Annotated in this window: 12 protein-coding genes; 2 read left to right on the top strand and 10 right to left on the bottom strand. The window is 43.5% G+C overall.

What is annotated here, in order from left to right:
* Positions 1-28: 28 nt before the first annotated feature.
* From GT575_RS13210 to GT575_RS15340, 5 genes are all read right to left on the bottom strand, one after another.
* Entirely contained in the window at positions 29-10,090 is a 10,062-nt protein-coding gene (locus GT575_RS13210; protein ID WP_161172200.1) for an InlB B-repeat-containing protein, read from the bottom strand.
* Positions 10,091-10,344: 254 nt separating this feature from the next.
* Entirely contained in the window at positions 10,345-12,852 is a 2,508-nt protein-coding gene (locus tag GT575_RS13205) for an ABC transporter permease (RefSeq protein WP_243147905.1), read from the bottom strand.
* Between the two features lie 7 nt (positions 12,853-12,859).
* Entirely contained in the window at positions 12,860-13,561 is a 702-nt protein-coding gene (locus tag GT575_RS13200; protein ID WP_015534070.1) for an ABC transporter ATP-binding protein, read from the bottom strand.
* A 1-nt stretch (position 13,562) separates the two neighbouring features.
* Positions 13,563-14,894, bottom strand: a complete 1,332-nt coding sequence (locus tag GT575_RS13195) for a hypothetical protein (RefSeq protein ID WP_055145693.1) — start codon at positions 14,892-14,894, stop codon at positions 13,563-13,565.
* A 235-nt stretch (positions 14,895-15,129) separates the two neighbouring features.
* A complete protein-coding gene (locus tag GT575_RS15340) occupies positions 15,130-15,255 on the bottom strand; it encodes a hypothetical protein (RefSeq protein ID WP_015534073.1) in 126 nt (41 codons plus the stop codon).
* 792 nt (positions 15,256-16,047) lie between these two features.
* Here GT575_RS15340 and GT575_RS15010 point away from each other — a divergent pair.
* Positions 16,048-16,329 (top strand): sodium ion-translocating decarboxylase subunit beta, encoded by a 282-nt coding sequence (locus tag GT575_RS15010; protein ID WP_330577004.1) that lies wholly within the window; start codon positions 16,048-16,050, stop codon positions 16,327-16,329.
* 66 nt (positions 16,330-16,395) lie between these two features.
* Here the strand turns inward: GT575_RS15010 and GT575_RS15640 are convergent, their stop codons facing one another.
* The 5 genes from GT575_RS15640 to GT575_RS13170 all read right to left on the bottom strand — a co-directional run bounded on the left by GT575_RS15640 (position 16,396) and on the right by GT575_RS13170 (position 17,815).
* Positions 16,396-16,581 (bottom strand): type II toxin-antitoxin system RelE/ParE family toxin, encoded by a 186-nt coding sequence (locus GT575_RS15640; protein WP_442871973.1) that lies wholly within the window; start codon positions 16,579-16,581, stop codon positions 16,396-16,398.
* 18 nt (positions 16,582-16,599) lie between these two features.
* Entirely contained in the window at positions 16,600-16,725 is a 126-nt protein-coding gene (locus GT575_RS15635; protein WP_015534075.1) for a hypothetical protein, read from the bottom strand.
* Complete coding sequence (locus tag GT575_RS13180) at positions 16,722-17,030, bottom strand: type II toxin-antitoxin system RelB/DinJ family antitoxin (RefSeq protein WP_161172198.1); 309 nt, start codon at positions 17,028-17,030, stop codon at positions 16,722-16,724. The genes GT575_RS15635 and GT575_RS13180 overlap by 4 nt, the downstream gene beginning before the upstream one ends.
* A gap of 187 nt (positions 17,031-17,217) precedes the next feature.
* Positions 17,218-17,532 carry a type II toxin-antitoxin system RelE/ParE family toxin gene (locus GT575_RS13175; RefSeq protein ID WP_161172197.1) on the bottom strand — a complete coding sequence of 105 codons (315 nt, stop codon included), beginning with the start codon at positions 17,530-17,532 and terminating at the stop codon, positions 17,218-17,220.
* Positions 17,522-17,815, bottom strand: a complete 294-nt coding sequence (locus tag GT575_RS13170; protein ID WP_015534078.1) for a type II toxin-antitoxin system RelB/DinJ family antitoxin — start codon at positions 17,813-17,815, stop codon at positions 17,522-17,524. Before GT575_RS13170 ends, GT575_RS13175 begins: the two co-directional genes overlap by 11 nt.
* Positions 17,816-18,107: 292 nt before the next feature.
* On the opposite strand from GT575_RS13170, the gene GT575_RS13165 reads away from it, so the two are divergent.
* Entirely contained in the window at positions 18,108-18,704 is a 597-nt protein-coding gene (locus tag GT575_RS13165; RefSeq protein ID WP_161172196.1) for an N-acetyltransferase, read from the top strand.
* Positions 18,705-18,898: the final 194 nt, after the last annotated feature.

The raw sequence follows: 18,898 nt of genomic DNA, 5'->3' as shown, positions 1-18,898 counted from the left end.
TATCAAGCACCTCATGCAGCTACTATTTTTATTTTACTATAATCTGCACAGCCTGTGTAGTGCCATTTACAGCAATTACATAGACCGTACACTTTCCTGCGGCCTTTGCCTTTATTCTTCCTTTGGCATCAACTGTAGCAACATTTTTATTTGTACATGCATACAAATACCTTGCACCATGTGTGCCATCAAGCACCTTCTTGCTGGCATCTGCCTTGGTATATCCAGGTTTAAGCTTAATCGTCTGCTTAACTCCCAACACGTAGCTCTTCTGTGGAAGCAGAACCTTCTTGATGTTGGTATATTTGCTGCTATTGGTAACTATATGAAGCATGACACTATTGTCTATATACTTCTTCTTACCATTTACCAGCTTATATGCCTTTACTCTCAGCTTGATCGTATCAAACTTAGCAAGTGATTTGCCATTAATTCTGGATATTGTAACTCGGGTTGCCGATGCGCCCTTTACCGATTTAACAAGACTTTTCGAGCCAAAGTTTACATAGCACTTCTGTGCATATATATCATATCCGTCAGCCTTGTTAACCTTACCCCACACAACTGTCACTTTGTTTCCAGATACTACTGCATGGATATTCTTATTGATACCAGCTGTATTTTGTGCCGGTATTTTTGCTACAAACCTGGCATTGATTTTCATATTCTTATTTGCAGCAACCTTTACCGAAGTTTTTGTACTCTTGAAGCTTCCTGTCCAGCTTCCAAGTTTACAGTTATTTGCCGCCTTTGCTGTGCAGATAAGAACCGTTCCCTCGATCACTGATGCACCATTCTTAACTGTTTTGCCTTCCGCAGTCTTGATTGTGATCGATCCGTTTTCAGTCTTTCCAATAGCTACCTTCACATACCTGAACTTGAATGCCGCTCTTATATTCATGTTCTTTGTCACCGTAAGTTTCACTGTAGTACCAGTCTTGCCTTTGGCATCTCCGCCCCAGGCTGACAGATCACAATGCTTTGCAGGAATTGCCTTGCAGATGATATCTGTGCCTTCCTGAACCAGCTGTCCGTTAGATATCTTCTTACCGTCAGCTGTTGTGACAGTTACCGTACCATTCTTCACTGTGGCAATACTTACCTTTGCATATCTTGCCTTGAAGGCTGCTCCCACTGTGATACTTCCGTCAAGGGCTTTTTCAAATGTGCTCTCAGCCTGATCTGCCGCATCCTCTGTCCATGCGTCAAAGTCATAGTACATATCCGGTGTTGCTGTGTATGTAAGAACAGTTTTCTCGTCAATCATTTCACCGTTCTCCACCTCTGTGCCATCTGGCTTTGTCACCTTTATGTTTCCATGCTCTGTATCTGCTATTGTTACAGAGTAAAGCTTAACTGCATCAACTTTAAACTCCATATTCTTTGTGACGTTTACATCACTTACAAGATATGCTCCTGTCTCAGTTCCATCCTCTGCAAGCACTGGCTGGACTGACATGATATTCTCTGACTCCTCTGAATTTTCAGCGTTCTCTGGTTCATCAATGATTATATCTCTGATTCTCCAGCCCTCAGCAGGTGTAATAACAACACTCGCATCTCCGTTCTCTCTTACCATATTATCAAGAACTACGCCATTGTCATTCTTGAATACCACATTGTCTGGTATCTTTGTAAGTTCTGTTATAGTGTAAGCTGTCTCCGGTGTGCTTTCACCACCTGCAGTCTCTATCAGATTATTATCTCTGTCATAATTTCCCTCTACAGGAATGGCATATCCAACTCTGTCAACAAGCTCTGCACTTACCTCTATGCTGTTTGTAACATCATTTAAAAGTATCTCGTTGGTAAATCCAAAGTCAGTGCCAGACTCTTCCTTGACAACCTTTCCGCCTCTGATGTACTTAACTGTCCATGCCTGGATCATATAATCATCAGAAGGTGTTATGGCAAATCTTACATCCTTGCCAGAACCTATTCTCACTAAGTTATTCTCAGCATTTATTGGCTTAAGTCCGCTTATATCTCCATCCTCGCCGACATAACCTGTACTGATGTCTATATTGTCATATTTCTTAACTTCATCCTCATTCTTGAATATTACATTTACAAGAAGTGATGGTGCGATATATGCATATATCTCTGCATCCTTTGTTATGTCTGTCAGCTTGTATGTGAGTTCATCTGAATCAACATCTGCTCCGTCAACTGTCCAGTGCTCAACTGTGTTGTATTCATCCTTCGGTGCAACTGTAATTGTAAGATCCTTATGTCTCTTGAGCTTAACCTCTCCTGATACGATCTCAAGTTCCTCACCGTCAGAAGATGCAGTGATCTTCGCCGATCCGGTTCCTGTTGTACCTACCTTAACTGTATACTCTGGAATCTCCACAAACTTAACATATACTGCCACATCTGTGTAGATAGTCTTCACCTCATAGGTAGTCTGCTCCAGTTCAGTTCCTTCTATAGCCTGTGTACACTCAGGATCAAGATACCAGCCCTCGATCATCTGGCCATCTGCAGGAGCTGCCGTAAATACTGCATCTCCGCCGGATACCTGGCTATCGCCACTTGTGATCTCAGCCTTCTCGTCCAGTCCATATACCGCTGTCACAGCTCCAAGAGCAGCATCATTTGCCTCAAAGGTTATAACTGACTTGAGTTCCTGCTTAGCAAAGTGAGCAACAACATCTATGTCAGATGCCACCTTGTCAACCACAAATACGTTGCTGCCAAGCTCCTCTGCTGTGTAATCCTTTGTTCCCTCTGCTGTCTTTACTGTAAATCCTGTACATTCCATGTACTGGTCGGCATCAGCTGTGAACTTAAGCTCTCTGTCTCCTCTGATCTGTGCAGAATTACCTTCAAGCACTTCATCTGCTGTCATGTTCTCTGCCTTTATCTGTCCACCCTCATCTGATGACCATGTTATCTTATACACAGGTCTGTCAAACACAGCCCTCACATCAACTCTCGTATCCTTTGGCACTTTGTATGCAAATATCTTCTCTGCCACGCCCTGACTGATTCCATTTACAAGCCAGTCTGCAACTTCGTATCCTTCTGCAGCTGCCGCTGTGAATTCCACATATGAAGCAGCACCTATCATATCTCCTGATTCGAGCACCAGCTTTGTAGATGTGATCATGGCGCTCACCTCACCTGTTCCCTCTGTCTCAGGACCAAATGTGAGTACATCACCAACCAGCTCAAGACCAGCCATAACTGTCACATCAGATGAATCTCCGTCAACCGTGATCTTAAGGGTATCATTTACTTTCTTGTCTGAATATAACTTTATATTCTCCGTCTCGCTTGTCAGCTTATGTCCATTTATGATCCATTCTTTTACATTGTATCCATCATCAGGCACAACCTTGAATGTGATGACAGAATCTCTGTATATGTCTGTGATCTGCGCAGATTTGCTCTCCGTCGCATCACTTATGGTATCTCCTATCTGTATGTATGAAGGGAGATTTTTTCTTGACACATCTGCACTTATAGAGCCGTGTGTCTTTCCTGACGCCTCTCCAGCAGAAGCCTTCTCTATCACCTTCAGAGAATACTCAGCCTTCACGGATGGTGCGATCTTTCTGTATGTGGCATTTACTGTCACATCCCCTGTAAATCCATCTGCCGGAGCACTCCACGTAAACGTGTATCTCTCTGTTCCGGACTCAGAATCCGCAGTCTCAGCCAGCTTTCCTTCTCCGCTGTCCTCCGCAAGACTGAATACATCCTCTCCTGCATAATTTACCTTTATGTCAGCTATCTCATAACTTCTCTTCACCGCAAATGAGAATTTCAGATCATCCTTACTTGCATATGCGATATATCCGCCATTTGCCAGATCAGAATCTCCTGACTTTGCAGTCATCTCTGTGTCATTTCCTGATGTCCACGACACAACCGGCTGTTTGTAGAAGTATACGACAACCTTTGTATCCTTGCCGAGATATTCTAGTTCATACCTCTGGGCGCCAGTACCTTCTGCCTCAGCATCAACCTTCTCGCCATTTACCTCCCAGTATGCTACCTCGTAGCCTTCATTTGGAGTTGCTGTAAATACTATGTCACTTCCCTGAAGCTGCTTGTCACCGGATACAAGTGCGTCTGTACTTCCTGCAGCCACAGCATCTACCACACCAGCTGCATCATCATCCGCACCATATGTCACCTTGTATCTGTTCGGCGCAGTGTACTTAACTGTATAATCGAGGTCTGAAGCTATATCATACACTGTCATCGTCCTGAGATCCGCTGATATAGTTCCAAGTTCCTGTCCATCTGCTGCTGACCATCCGTCGAGAAGTAGTCCTGACGGAACGGTAACCTGGATGGTCACATTGTCGCCTCGGCTGACTTCATATATACCATCTTCACCGCTCTCTATAGTCACTGTGCCGTCAACTCGCTGAGCCTTGACTGTGACATCCACACCTGTTGTCACTGTAGTCTTTCCATCGCTTCCAACAGTTACAGGCGAGACTGATATTTTGAAATTCTGTGCCTCTGCAAAATATGCCGTGATAAGTGTATCCTCGCTGATCTCCTCTGCATCATATGTGAGAGATGTGTTATTTGTCACTCCATCTTCCGCGAGAACGGTCTCTGGAACTCCATCTTCTCCCGTAACAGTCCAATGATCCAGAACATATCCTGCTGCCGGAACCGCAGTGAGTCTTACCTTCTGTTCTATATGAATGTTTGCACCTGAACCAAACGATTTTCCAATTGTTCCATCCGTCACATAGTTTGCTTTGAGTGTTCCGTGAGCCTTATTGTCCGGCTTGTATGTCAGCTTGTGATATACAGGCTCAAAGTTTACTGCTACATTCATGTTTGCTTTCAGCTTAGCCATCTGGATCTGGTCATCGCTGCACGCCTTGCCACCGGATGTTCCACACTGTGGATCCGTAACTGTCTTTCCATTTAGTGACCAGCTCTTAACCTTATATCCCTTATGAGGAGTAGCAGCTAAAGTGATCGTTGAATTCTCAGGGAGTCTTGTTCCACTGTCAACTGTGAGTCCGTCACTGTTTTCATTTCCAGGCTGCTGGTACTTGATTGAAACTGTACCATGTGTATTTGCCGGCCTGGCAGTAACTGTGTACACGTTTCCTGTCAGTGTGTATGATGCTTTAACCAGGTTTATTATATAGTTCTTCTCAAGTTCATTCATAACCTGTGAATGCTGATCGTCCACCTTGACGTATGCAACATCTATATCATATATACCCGGCAGCAGCCCACTTACTCCATATGATCTGAGCTCGTAATCCCTGTCTCTCTGAGGCATTATGTCGGTATCCCATGCCTTGAGACCTGTTATCACCGCATCCTCGCACTCTCTTACAGAATCATTTACACTTTTCTCTGTATCCTGGGCAGCTATCTCAAGCTGTGCCCTTCCAACATTTATATTCTTCTGAGTCTTGTCTCCGCCATTTGATGCCGTTATCTGGAACATTCCAATAGACTTCGGTATAAACACGCCGTTTGCAAGTTCGTATTTGTCTGTGTCCTCAAATTCTCCTGTCTTATTATTCTTTATCTTAACTGTGTATTCTGAATCGTCCGTGATATCCTGAAGCTTTCCTGTATTGTCGTATGACACTCTCTCCAGAGACATCTTCACCGAATCTCCGTATCTTACATTATCCTGCATGGTCAGATTCATGTTCGTCTTTCCCTCAAATGAGGTATATATAGACATCGAGTCAGATATACTGTCGTTGTACTGTTTATTTCCTGCAAAGTATACATATACGATGTATATTCCCTGTCCGGATGGCTCCCACTGTGCAGTATAGCAGCCATTTGCTCTGTTGTACTTACCAGCTATGCGCTTGATCTCAGGCCCTGTAATGACAAATTCCACATCTCCCTGTACGTCCTCACCTGACAGTGATTTCGGCTGACAGCTGAGTGTGATCTTGTCTCCTGTATATGTGACCTCTGCCCCTGTGGTCTCAGATCTCACCGTCTTGGTCTGATATACCGATTTGAGATCAGTCTGGACCACCTTGACAGTATCTGACACATTAAGAGTCTTCTTTGAAGTCATCGTAAAACTTCCGCTTTCACTATCTGCCACATAATAGTACACCGTACTGTCTTCACTTCCCGATGTGTTTCCGAGAAGATAGAAGTTCTTGCTGCCATCCTCTGATACCCATTTTGCGAGTATCCTGTCATATGTAACATCATCAGATGCATATGACACCTTTTCACCTGCATAGTCAGCTGCATTTACGCTGATCAGCTTGTAAGTATTGCCATCAATATCTGCGATGAAATCTGATTCACTCACACCATATGCCGTGCCGCCCACATCAGATGCTTTAAATGTCTGTGATTCATCCACGTAACCATCGCTGTCCTTTTTGACGCTTACGCTGCATGGATAGTAATTCTCGTCACTATCTTTCCACATATAGTTTGTTCCGTCGCTGACAAGAATATATTCCCCGACTCCGGATGTGACTGTTATAAGATTTCTCTCCTTAGTCACGTTCTCCACCTTTGTAGTCTCTGAGCCCGATGCCCTGACTACGCTGCCATCCGACAAATCTTTATTCTCGGTATCGTTGTGCGCCAGAAGCATGACCTTGCTGTCCGCCTTATTTACAGTGAGTGTCGCAGTCTTGGTGTAGAGTGTGATGTCGTTGTAATAAACTCTGCATCGATATTCGTTTCCATCCATTTCATCACTTACATCAGTAAGTCTGAGCGTAGGATTGCTGCCTCCTGTCGATACGCTTCTCCATCCATTATCTGTATTAACCTGCCAGTTGTATCCAACGCTCTGGTTTACTCCATCCCCATCATAATAAACCGCATTTGCCGCAAATTCTGCATTTCCACCCGCAAACGTATTTGTATCATCAGGGTTCTTTGTTATATGGAAATTAGAACTGTCCTGAAGTGTCGTCGCGGTTGCCGGACGGCTGAACAGACTCTTTGAACCATTTGCCTGAAGAGCCCTCACTGCAAATGTGTAAGTCCTGTTGGAATATAGTCCCTTCACTTCATAGTCAGTAACTGTATATGGCACAACTGCCTTGCTGTTGTAATTACCTCCTGCATCAACGATACAGACCTCATAGTAATCTGCATCATTGGACGGTGACCACTCAAGACTGACACTGTTTCTCGTTGTGTCGACAACAGAAAGTCCCATCGGCATACGCGCCGGACGAACAACATTCTTAACATCATAGCCAATGACGAACACTGAATCACTGTCGCTGTTCAGCTTTGCAGTGTTCACCCGCAGCTGCCAGTCAAATGAGAACCCTGTGCAGTCTGCCGGAACATTGTCCACCGTTCCACTGTATGTAACACCATTCGAGCTTACACGGGTGTGACCAAGACCCGCATGCTGGCTTGATGTTACACCGACGATAACCTTATTACCGAGTCCTCCGCCTCCAGCACCAAGCTTTTCGTTCGCCTCAAGGAACACTTCAGTTGAATACTCATTCTCATCAGTCACAGATATCGTCTGAGTCTGATCTGCACCAGAGCTGGCATTTACAGAAGAATAATTGTTATTTCCACCTGACTGATAGGCGTACTTTAATTTACCTCCAAGAGTCTGGTATGTAGCAGGGTCTCCCGCTGTGTTATTCAGAATATTATTATATATCTCGTTGAGCCCCTTGCTCCTTCTTGCAACCTTGTCGTAATCTGCCACATCTATGATTGAAGTTGAAGGTCCGAGACATACCGGCATAACCACCGGCTCCCATTTTCTCGCAATCGGATCATATATGGAGTATTCGTAATACATATATTTCAAACAGTACAGAACGACCTGATCAGAACCTCCACCTGCGGCATTATATGTTATCTCATATTCCGTTGTCTTTGTATTTGCATATTCAAAGCTTGCTCCATACGAAAGTTCAACCTCTACCTCACCTGCTCCGATGAGCTGGATCTCCGACGACACATACGCGCCAACTGATATTGACAAGTTAGCTGATACCGTGTTCGATGAACCTTTGCTTGTTGAATATGATGTTCCACCGTTATTTACATATTCATATACTTCCTGAACATCATCAAAATACGGACTTGCCTGAAGGATTGCATAGACCTCTGGATTTGTGTATACCGGATACTCTCCCTCGTACTTTAACCGCACACTGTCATTATCAATATCCGGAAGACACAGTGAAACAAATGTTCCATACATATCCTGTCTGCTGTTCGACTGGCATACTACACCCTCCTGACTGCTGTATGGGCTGCCGCCATCCATAGAAAATGTCGCTATGTCCAGCCAGTAATAATCATCTTTATCATTGAGTTTCTTCTCTCTGTGCACTCCCACAACGCACACAAAACTCTGTCTGTAATTGTTCCCCTTGGCATCCTTATCGACACAGCCAACCCTGACATCGCCGATCCACACCTGATCTTTTTTCTTCTTGTCGTTGCCCTGATTGCGCTGGTCGGTACATATACTCATGCTTCCTATCTCCGAACCTGTTATTCCGCCATCTTCCAGTGAGAAAGCATATACCTCTGCGCCAAAAAGCACACTGTCATTTTCATTATTGCCGTTCATGCCCTTAAGGTCTGCACACGCAAGCGCCATAGGTGCATTCACAGGTCTGTAATATTCGTTACTTTTAACCTCGTGATATTTCACGATTTCTTTACTCTTAGTCCCCAGGCTTCTCGTATGATAATCTGACAACACATAATTATCCGTCAGACTATCGTAGTATACGTATCTGTATGCAGCCTGCGTGGCTTCATATTCCCTCTGCACATATTGAGAATTGCTCGAATAATATCCACCAACTATAAGTCCTGTGACCATGGCTCCTGATCCAGGATACTTAAACCGGCCAAATGCACAATTTGCAGCATACATTCCATAGTTCTGTTTTCTGCCATCTGTGTCTCCAAGTGACACTTCATTCAGACCTTCTATAGGGACAAGTCCGCCGTCTTTATATGTATAGACGGTCATATGACCTGCCTTTGCCATGTTGTAATTCAGAACTGATCCAGATACGGCAACCGCGGCCTCATCCCGGCCATCCTGCTCCAGATCACCGCCGGCCAGAGTTACCACAGGAGCTCTTCCTATTCCATAATCACACCACGATCCATCCGTTCCACTTTCATAATTAGATGCAAGCCCGCCCGGTATGCTTATATTATTTCCCTTTGTGAACCTGCCGTTTCCCTTGCCATAATATACATCGACTATGGCATAGCGTATGTTCTGATCGTTTATATTTCTATCCTCGTAAGTTCCACAGTATACGAGAAGATCTTCAAAGCCATCTCCATTCAGATCGGCCTTTTCGATCTCAAACATCGCATCCAGCTCCTGCTGGTATCTTCTGATAAAATACAAAAGTCCATCGCCATATGTAGAATTCTTGTTTAAAGTAGGGGTAAGCGTAGCAATTGAAGATCTTGTACCATCAGCTGCTATCTTGAAAATACTCACATCTATCTTTCCGCGGTACTCCTTGCCGTCTATGACAGTTTTAATACTTTTCCATCCAGCTGGACTGAATACTTTATCTCCATGTACTCTTAGCTCCGCAACGTAGTTGGTTTTTCCGTCGCCTCCATCAAATGCAACGCTTGTCGCATACAGGCCGTTAAAACCATTACTGTCCTTTTTTAGAACATTTCCCATGTTGCTACTTATGTTACTGTCTCCCGATCCGCCGTGTTCCACTTTCACATTATCTTTGCCAAGATCATAGAAACCATACGCTCCGTACAGATTGCCAAGGCTGCTGTTTACCTTTGTAGTCCTGTCCTTGAAATCTCCAATCCTGTCAAATCCGTCTCGCACAGTGTACTTGTTTCTGTAATTGCCGTTTGCCGCAACGTATACCTCATTCACCTCTGCAAATGTAGATATATTATCCTTGTCATACGGCACCGCAGCTTTGCTTTTGTCTATATCGGTGCTGAGGCCCAGAGCTTTGTATGTACTTTCGTCAATCTCCGTCTCGACCACCGTCTTGCCTGTTTTCTTCGAGCTGTCCGCCGCGTATGCTTTTTGTCCGGGAATAAATCCGGACAGCATAGATAGCACCATACTGGCCGTCAGCGCCCAGCTTATCGCCCTCTTTCTCATAATTTCTTCCTCCCTTTCACTAAAAAAACCAGCCATGAACACCAGCCGTTTTAAGCTGCCACATTCTGGTATCAATAATATATTTACAATTATAATTGCTGTGTTTTTCCATGTACACTAACCAAAAGGCTAGTAACAGGAGGTAAAAACAACTTTTTTGCAAAAAAATCCACAGAACGTACCGTCTATACTGTACGCCCTGTGGATCGTAATAAACATCTAAACTATTCTGTTACATGCCATATATGAAAGGATCATTCCACCGACTTAAGCGATTCCGCCATATTTATCTTATCAAGCTTGACTGACATGACTCTGTTGACAAGGAAATTGAACACAAATGTCAGAACGATACTGTACACATAGCTCATCGGCGCTATATATGTATCAAATGCGACCATATCCACCTTGATCTGTCCTATGACAAATGCATGCAAAAACACTCCAAGCACAAGTCCCACAGCGATCCCGAATGTCGTCAGGACTCTGTTCTCCCTGAACACATAATCTGAAGTCTCGTTTTTGAAAAATCCCAGAACCTTTATGGTTGCTATCTCCCTGATTCGCTCTGTGATATTGATATTTGTCAGGTTGTAGAGAACGATAAATGCAAGCGCACCAGCCGAGAGTATGACTACAATTACTATATAATTCAGACTCTCCATCATCTTAGATATCCTGTTCTTCATATCCTTGTTGATAGTCACTGACGCTGTTGCTGCATCACCCATAAGATCAGCAGATATCTCGTGCGAATCTGCGCCTTCCTCAAGATTGAAGTACACCGATTTGTACTGAGGTGCTTCCCCCATCTGATCCTCATATGTTTCAGGTGATATATACACATAGTTGTATACATGATTCCTGAATATGCCTGATACGGAAACTCTTATCTCTTTCATCTCGCTGTCTCTGACCGTTATTACATCGCCCGTTTTGATGTCGTACTGTTCTGCCAGCGCAGTATTGATCACAGCTTCCCCTTTGCCCGGATATTCTATCTTCGCACCATCTTTATCCGCCAACTTCATATACCTGTCAACGTGCTCAGGTTCTTCCATGATGACCATGTTCACGGACTTTACGCCACCATCATGAACCAGATCCCAGGTAGATTCACTGACGAGATCATAGCAGGAGGTATCCTCCTCCAGCCGGTCTTTCAGACTACTGAAGCGCTCATCTTCTCTATCACCCGCAATCGGTGTATTCAGCGTTATCACTCCATCTCCGACCTGTATCTCCCCATATTGATTGTCCGCAAATCCGCTTATGGAATCATTTATTCCAAAGCCTGTGAGCAGCAGCGCAGTACAGCCGCTTATTCCTATTATCATCATAAAAAAACGCTTTTTATATCTGAATACATTTCTGACACTTACCTTTCTCAGAAATTTCAGTCTCTTCCATATAAATGGGATATGCTCAAGGAACACCCTCTTGCCCGGCTTCGGAGCCTTAGGCCTCATAAGACTTGCCGCAGTCTCAGAAAACTCGTATCTACAGGAAAACCAAGTTGTACCTACAGTGCACAAAAGGGATGCTGCCAGCACGCCAATAACCAGCGTCCAGTCTGTGGTTCTCTCAAGCGGCACATGTATATACATCATATGATATGCATACCAGATAACCTCCGGAAATACATATGTACCTATAAGATATCCACCTGCACATCCTACTACAGCTGCAGTTCCCGAATAGATCATATATTTTCCCATGATAGCCGCCTTGCCATAGCCGAGAGCCTTCAACATGCCTATCATAGAGCGCTGTTCCTCAACCATTCTGTTCATGGTAGTCATACACACGAGCACGGCAACCAATATGAAGAATACCGGAAATACCTTTGCAACTCCATTCACTATGTCTGAATCGCTCTCAAAGCAGACATATCCGATATTCGTCTCCCTGCCGAGTATGTAATAATTCACACCATCTGCATCATCCAGCGTTATGTCCTTCACCATATCCTCCGTCATACCCTTTGCCATGAGGATATCCTTATATCTGTCCAGTACACTGGTCTTACATATTGACTCCCATTCGTCCTTCCTGTCGTCTATATAGTCTTCATACTCATCGGCATACATATCAAACTTTCTGTCAAATTTCACATATACATCGGTGTAGCATTCGCTGTCAAATGCTTCAGGGCTGACATATACAAAGCCCGCGATCTTACCATTTCCAAGGGTTGTGGTGCCTCTTTCAAAATTAATATAAAGAGGGGAGTTGACAGTTCCGACAACGGTGAATTTCTTCACCTTAAGGATATCCTGTGTACTGCTGTCCTCACCTTCTGCTGCATCGTCATCTGCCACCTCTATGACATCACCTATCTTTATACTGTCCATCTTGGCATCTACAACACATTCATCTTCCTTTTCCGGCATGCGTCCGTCCACAAGACTCAGTTTATTGATGTTTTCCGGAACTGACATAGTCTTCAACACCCTGTCATTTTCACCCTGGTTCTTGTATAGGACGTCCAGACTATAACCGCCCTCAGCGTACAGCACATCCTTCTCCCCGGCAAATGAATCCACGTCATCATCCGTATATCCAAGAGTTGACAGAAGATGCAGATCATAGAAATTTCCCTTGTCAAGGAAATTCGATATGGTATTCATCATGTCCGGCTTCGTCATCTTGAGACCCGAGAAGAATCCCACGCCCAGGGCTATGATCGCCATGATGGCTGCAAATCTTCCAAATGTATTTTTTATCTCACGAAATGTCGTGCGTCTCATCATTGATTTCATAGGCCACCTACCATTCCAGATCTTCAACGTTCCTGATGTTATCATTCATAACCACTTTCTCCACAGTTCCGCTCTTAACCGTGATGACTCTGTCCGCCATGGCTGTGAGTGCCTGGTTGTGCGTTATGACTATAACTGTCGTTCCCGTATTTCTGCATGTATCCTGAAGGAGCTTCAACACAGCCTTGCCTGTGTTGTAATCCAGAGCTCCGGTCGGCTCATCACAGAGCAGAAGCTTTGGATTCTTTGCAAGCGCCCTTGCTATGGCAACTCTCTGCTGCTCACCACCTGAGAGCTGTGCCGGGAAGTTCGCCATACGATCCTCAAGTCCCACCTGCTTCAGAACCGTTGCAGCATCCAGCGGTTCCTTACAGATCTGTGCCGCCAGCTCCACGTTCTCAAGTGCTGTAAGGTTCTGTACCAGATTGTAGAACTGGAACACGAATCCCACATCATACCTTCTGTATGCCGTGAGCTGTCTCTTATTCAGAGTTGATATCTCTCTGCCATCCAGCTTCACGCTGCCGCTTGTCAGAGTATCCATACCGCCAAGGATATTCAAGATAGTAGTCTTGCCCGCACCGGAGGCTCCGACTATGACACAGAACTCTCCCTTTTCTATCTCAAAATCCACATCACGGAGAGCATTGATCTCCACCTCTCCTGTCTTGTATACCTTCTTAACATCTTTAAATTCTACGTAGCTCATCTCACACCATCCTTCCACTGTTCTTTCTTACAATCTCATCCAGACTCCACAGCCTTGCCTCGGTCACCCTGTCAAATTTGATCTCTATCCACTCTTCCGTTCCAGGCTTATATATTCCCGCAAAATCATCATTTTGTATTATCTCACAGTCCATCTCCAAAATAAACTTCTCTTCATCATCAGAGAGAACGACAACTGTAAAATCCAGATTTTCTTCCCCCGGCAAAATGTACCGATTTATCAAATGCCCCTCCAGAAGTCCGGGATCGTCAACAAACAAAACTATATGCCTATATCCGCCTACATTCTCGCTGTTCACAAAATAATCCAGAGTACCATTTCTTTTCTGAAGCTCATTTGCCAGCATGTCTAACAAGCCCTTCACATCAGCTTCTCCTGCGGCAAAAGAGATTTCTCCATTCTTACGGTCCGCCAGATAAAGCTCATCATATCCTACCCATTCACCATCACCCGGATCACAGGCAAATGCTAGCTGAATCCTGTCATTTGTCTCATTTATCTCAAGCTGGCCTATGATATTTCTCGCTATATCAAATGCACTCTTTTTATTTCCATCACTTACTATTCCTATAACCCCGGTACGGCTGAGATCCAGCACCACCGGCAAGTCGTGGATAACTGCCGTTTTTATCTTCACCTCATTTGCAACGTCTGTGAGCTGTACCTCTCTCTCCCGCTTTCCGCCAGCCTCCTGAACCACCACATGATCAGATATATCCACACTGCCAAGCCCCAGTCTGACCATAAGATGATTGCAGGCCCTCGATCTATTCAGACATTCAGCCTGCGCCTCCGAAAAAAAGATTTGGACTACAGGATTGAATCTATCTCTCATATTATCCAAAATTTCCGTCTTATCGATCTCGATCAATCTGCACAAATGCTTTGCATAATTATTTCTCCTGATAGATTCAAGCTCCCCACGTTTCTCTTTCCCCGGTCTTGTCGAAAAATCCGCTATAGTACCCGGGATTACCCGCATCACTCCGAGGCCAATACACATAAGTATGAGCATAATGAAACCATACAGGTCTATGCCGGCGAATCCTATTGGATGCCAGCGCCCTCTATAGTAATACCCTTTCATGTCAGGATTCCTGCCCTTACCATTTACTGCCATAACTATCACAATCACAGCGATCACTGCCACAATGAGAATTTCCACCAGAAGTATCTTCATATTAAGCTTGTTCTGATTTTGGGGCGTAGAGGCCTTAGGCAGTACAAGCTTGTCCGGCGGCAAAAGCTTCTCATCCAGCTTACCCGTTTTTCTGACCTTATCTGTTGTTTCCGTTCCTTCCGCATTCTCCATATTTTTCATATTCCCCATGTGTCCCAAATCTATTATCCCATCAACACTCAATATATTTTAGTTCGAAAATATATCAGTCTGTCAAGTCCGAAAATATATCCCATAAATATTTGTTATATATATTATACATCAGTAACCCCATATTCAGAAATTAAATTTATATATTGCTGTTCCCACGACAAAAAAGTCCCCCATACCTGCCTGATGCAGATACAGGGGACCTTTGTCTCATATACTATTTATGCTTTTTTGACTTTGGTGTAGCCGGTTCTTCAGCTGCTGCAGCGTTATGATTTGCTGTCGCATATACCTTCTGAACTACTTTCTTTTTCTTCAATGGATGCTTTGGGTTCTTATCCATTTTGAACACTTCCTTTCTGTTTTCCTAAAATGTTATATAACAGAAATCTGCAGTGCATATGCCGAACGGTCATCTGCACCACCGGTTGTGCTATCCTTTTCTTATCTTTGACTATGTTATAGTCCTCTATGCTAGCAATGTCAAGAGGTGAGTGCTAATTATTTTGTGAAGATTTTGTGAAGATTAGGTACTCGCATATTAACCGGGAAAGCGTACTGCCCCTCGGCAAAGATATGGTTCAGATACCCCCAATTCCCCCGCGGTTCATTGACACCATTTTCTCAATTGGATATATTGTGGGTGTTATTAGCAAAAAGGAGCTGACAGCCATGCCAAGTCATCCCTTGAAAACAAGGCCATAAAGACCCCCGATGCAAATCGGATTATAGAGGCAAATATAGTCTACAATGTAAAAACCGGCGAACAGCTTACCAGGAGAAGACAAAATGCCAAAGGCTTCGAAGAGCTTCTTGACTGTGCCGGTGTCCTGTTCCTTGAAAATAACCAGACAGGAAATCTGATCATCAATCCCCCGCTTTCATCCACCGATGACCTGATGAAATATATGCAGATAGATTTTCTGCAGCAGATATACACACTCACATTCAGCAACGGGCCTTGATGCCGGTTCGTCAGCCGCAGTCTCCATCATCGGCGGTGCGGACGGACCTATGGTTTTATTTGCATCACTCAAGCTGCTCATACCAAAGAGCGTGAGGGGCAAAGCCATCGTCAGGGAACAGAGAAAAAGCAAGATCACATCCAAACAAAAGCTGGTTCCTGAATGAACAGGTGCTCAAGCTCCTGATCCTTGGAATGCTTGCTCTGCTCCTCTCAGGTATCGGCGGAATAGTCGGAGGCTACATCGTATACCTCTTCAAGCGGGGTAACTTCAACCCTACTGTCGGTATTGCCGGAGTGTCATGCGTACCTTCAACCGCAAAGGTCGCCCAGAAAGCGGCGTCAAAGGCTGACCCCTCAGCATTTATTCTCGATTACGCCCTGGGCGCAAATATCTGCGAAGTTATAACGACTGCGATACTTACGGGAATTTATATAACGCTTTTGAGTTAAAATTACATGGTTTTATATACACAAAATGCCACAGCAGTTTTATGCTGCTGTGGCATTTGCTTTACCCTATTGCTTTGTGTATAGATTTAACTGATTGTCTGTGTCACGTTCTGCATACATTACTCTAAGAATGGTTACAACCTTTTTATCGCTATCAGGAATATAAAATACCACATAATTATCTACTAGTAATACACGAAGTCCACGGCTTTTCCACGGTTCTTTCTCGTATCTTCGATAACGCTCCGGCATCGTATCCAGACTTAATATCTACTCTTCCAGACGGTCAAGCTGTCCGCTTGCGTTTTGAGAAGATTGTAATTCAAAGGCAATATATTCAAAAATTCCTCTCAGATCATTGTCAGCCTGCTCGGATATCTCTAATTCATATATCATATTCCATAATCCTTACGAATGTCAGTAAAGACCTTTTTAGCATTTTTCATCCGTCCAGCCTGCATATCCGCATACCCCTTCTCCAATTCTTCGTTGAACTCTGTCTCTGATAATGTGCTGATGTCAACAGGTCTGTCATATGGTATTTTTACTTCAAATGGAAGTCCTCTCTGTAAGATAATCTGTTTATAAAACATATTTATAGCACTAGAAGCAGGGATACCCAGTGTAGCCAAGATACTTTCTGCTTTTTCTTTGACATCTGGTTCAATCCTTGCATATAAATTTGCAGATTTTGTAGCCATATAAAGCATCTCCTTTCATAAGTAGTGTTTCCATCTATCCTTAATTATAAGCATATGTCCGCACAACAGCAATACTTTTATCTCAAATAGAAATACACTATCATACACTTACTCATATAAGAAAAATATGTGGGAAGCGTATTGTATTGCTTCCCACTCTTTAATGTTAATTGCGCTACGGATTGTTCTATATCATTTTCCCCTCAAAATCCTGTAATTCGTGAAATATATCATCTACTATAATACGTTCTCCTTCTATTCGATATAACATAAAATATCTATGTCTTTCAAAATTAATTCTTCTATATCCCAGCTTTCTCAAGCACAGATTATCACATAGTTTCAAACTTGAAGCAATTTTTTCCAAACTTCTTTTCGTATTCTCAAAGTCCTGAAGAACATTTGCTGCAGCCTGTTTACTATGTTTTTCAAATAAGAGATATTGAATAAAATTATCCAAATCATTCTCTGCATCTTTTGTCAAAACCACCTCATAAGTCATACTTCTTCCTCATATCATCTATCACAACATCAGCATCACGACATTCACCTTTTTCAGCATGTTGTCTTGACTTCGCCAGTTTGTCTATCATCTGTTCCTCTGTCATTGCCACATATGGATCTGTAACAACCCTTTTTATCTCAAATGGAAATCCATTATTTGCAACTGCCTGGGTAAGAAAAATTCTTATAGCTGTCGTAGTATCTGTTCCAAGATCATGAAATAATTTATCTGATTTTGACTTAAGATCATTGTCTACCCTTACCTGTATTGTGCTTGCCATTCTCATGCACCTCCTAGTATTAATAATATGCAACTTCACCGCTTCTTTATAAATTATAATATTTAATTTATGCCAATTCAATACAAATGTATTGTTTTAGTAGTGATGTTTCATATGCAAACACTATGACATCGGCATCCTTCACATCTTCATATATTTCTATCATGTCATCCTGAATGAGATCATAGTTTCATTTTCACTCTATATATGATAATATGATTACGGTTAGATGTATCTAACCGTATGGGTGGAATTAGAAATTACAACACAATTATTGAACGGAGAAAATGCTATGAAGATAACAAAATGGGATGAACAGGCAGCCGAGGATATCGGCCATGCGTTTGGATATTACGACTACGGGCAAGAAACAGGTATGGGCGTGTTCTACAGCAGCAAAGAGGCAGTGGCAAATTACATAGCCGGCTACGTTCGTATGGCATTTGAGGGACAAATGCTCTACGCGACTAGCGAACGCGGCGAGGGGTATATCGCCTATACCCTGCCGGGACAAAAAATGAATCTCAAAGCTGGCATGGCTATCCTCAAAGCTCTGTTTCGCAATATGAGCCTTAAAGAAATGATCCGCATGGGAAAAGCTCTGTCCAAGGGAGGAAAATCCCTTCAAGATCGAATGAAGAAAGAGAAGAAAGATTTTATATTCGTCGGCATGGTCTGCGTCCGCGAACAATACCAGGGACAGGGATACATGAGAAAAGTTCTGGACATGGCTTTCTCTGAGGGAAACAGGTTGCACGTTCCAGTCATCCTTGAGACGGATGCCAAGTCAAAGTGCGACAAATACATGCATCTCGGCATGGAGCTTGAGGGTGTGCGCGATATGGGCGCTTATGGTAAGATGTACGATCTGATCAAGTATCCTGATTAGGGAACAAGGAGCAGCACGCTTTAGCTCGTTGCTGACGCAAATTAAAAATGTCAGATAGATATAAGCTCCAAATCATTGCTCATATTTATCTGACATTTTTAAGTATTTAATGTTTACATTTGGATGGGCGGCGTATCCATCATATCAGGTTCCCGAGGGAGCGCAGGGTGCCTTTCCTGCTTGTCAAATGTATA

It is taken from the genome of Coprococcus sp. BIOML-A2 (assembly GCF_009875795.1).
Taxonomy (GTDB): domain Bacteria; phylum Bacillota; class Clostridia; order Lachnospirales; family Lachnospiraceae; genus Coprococcus; species Coprococcus aceti.
Note: the sequence above shows the minus strand (reverse complement) of the source record. Positions and strands in the feature narration are given on the sequence as shown.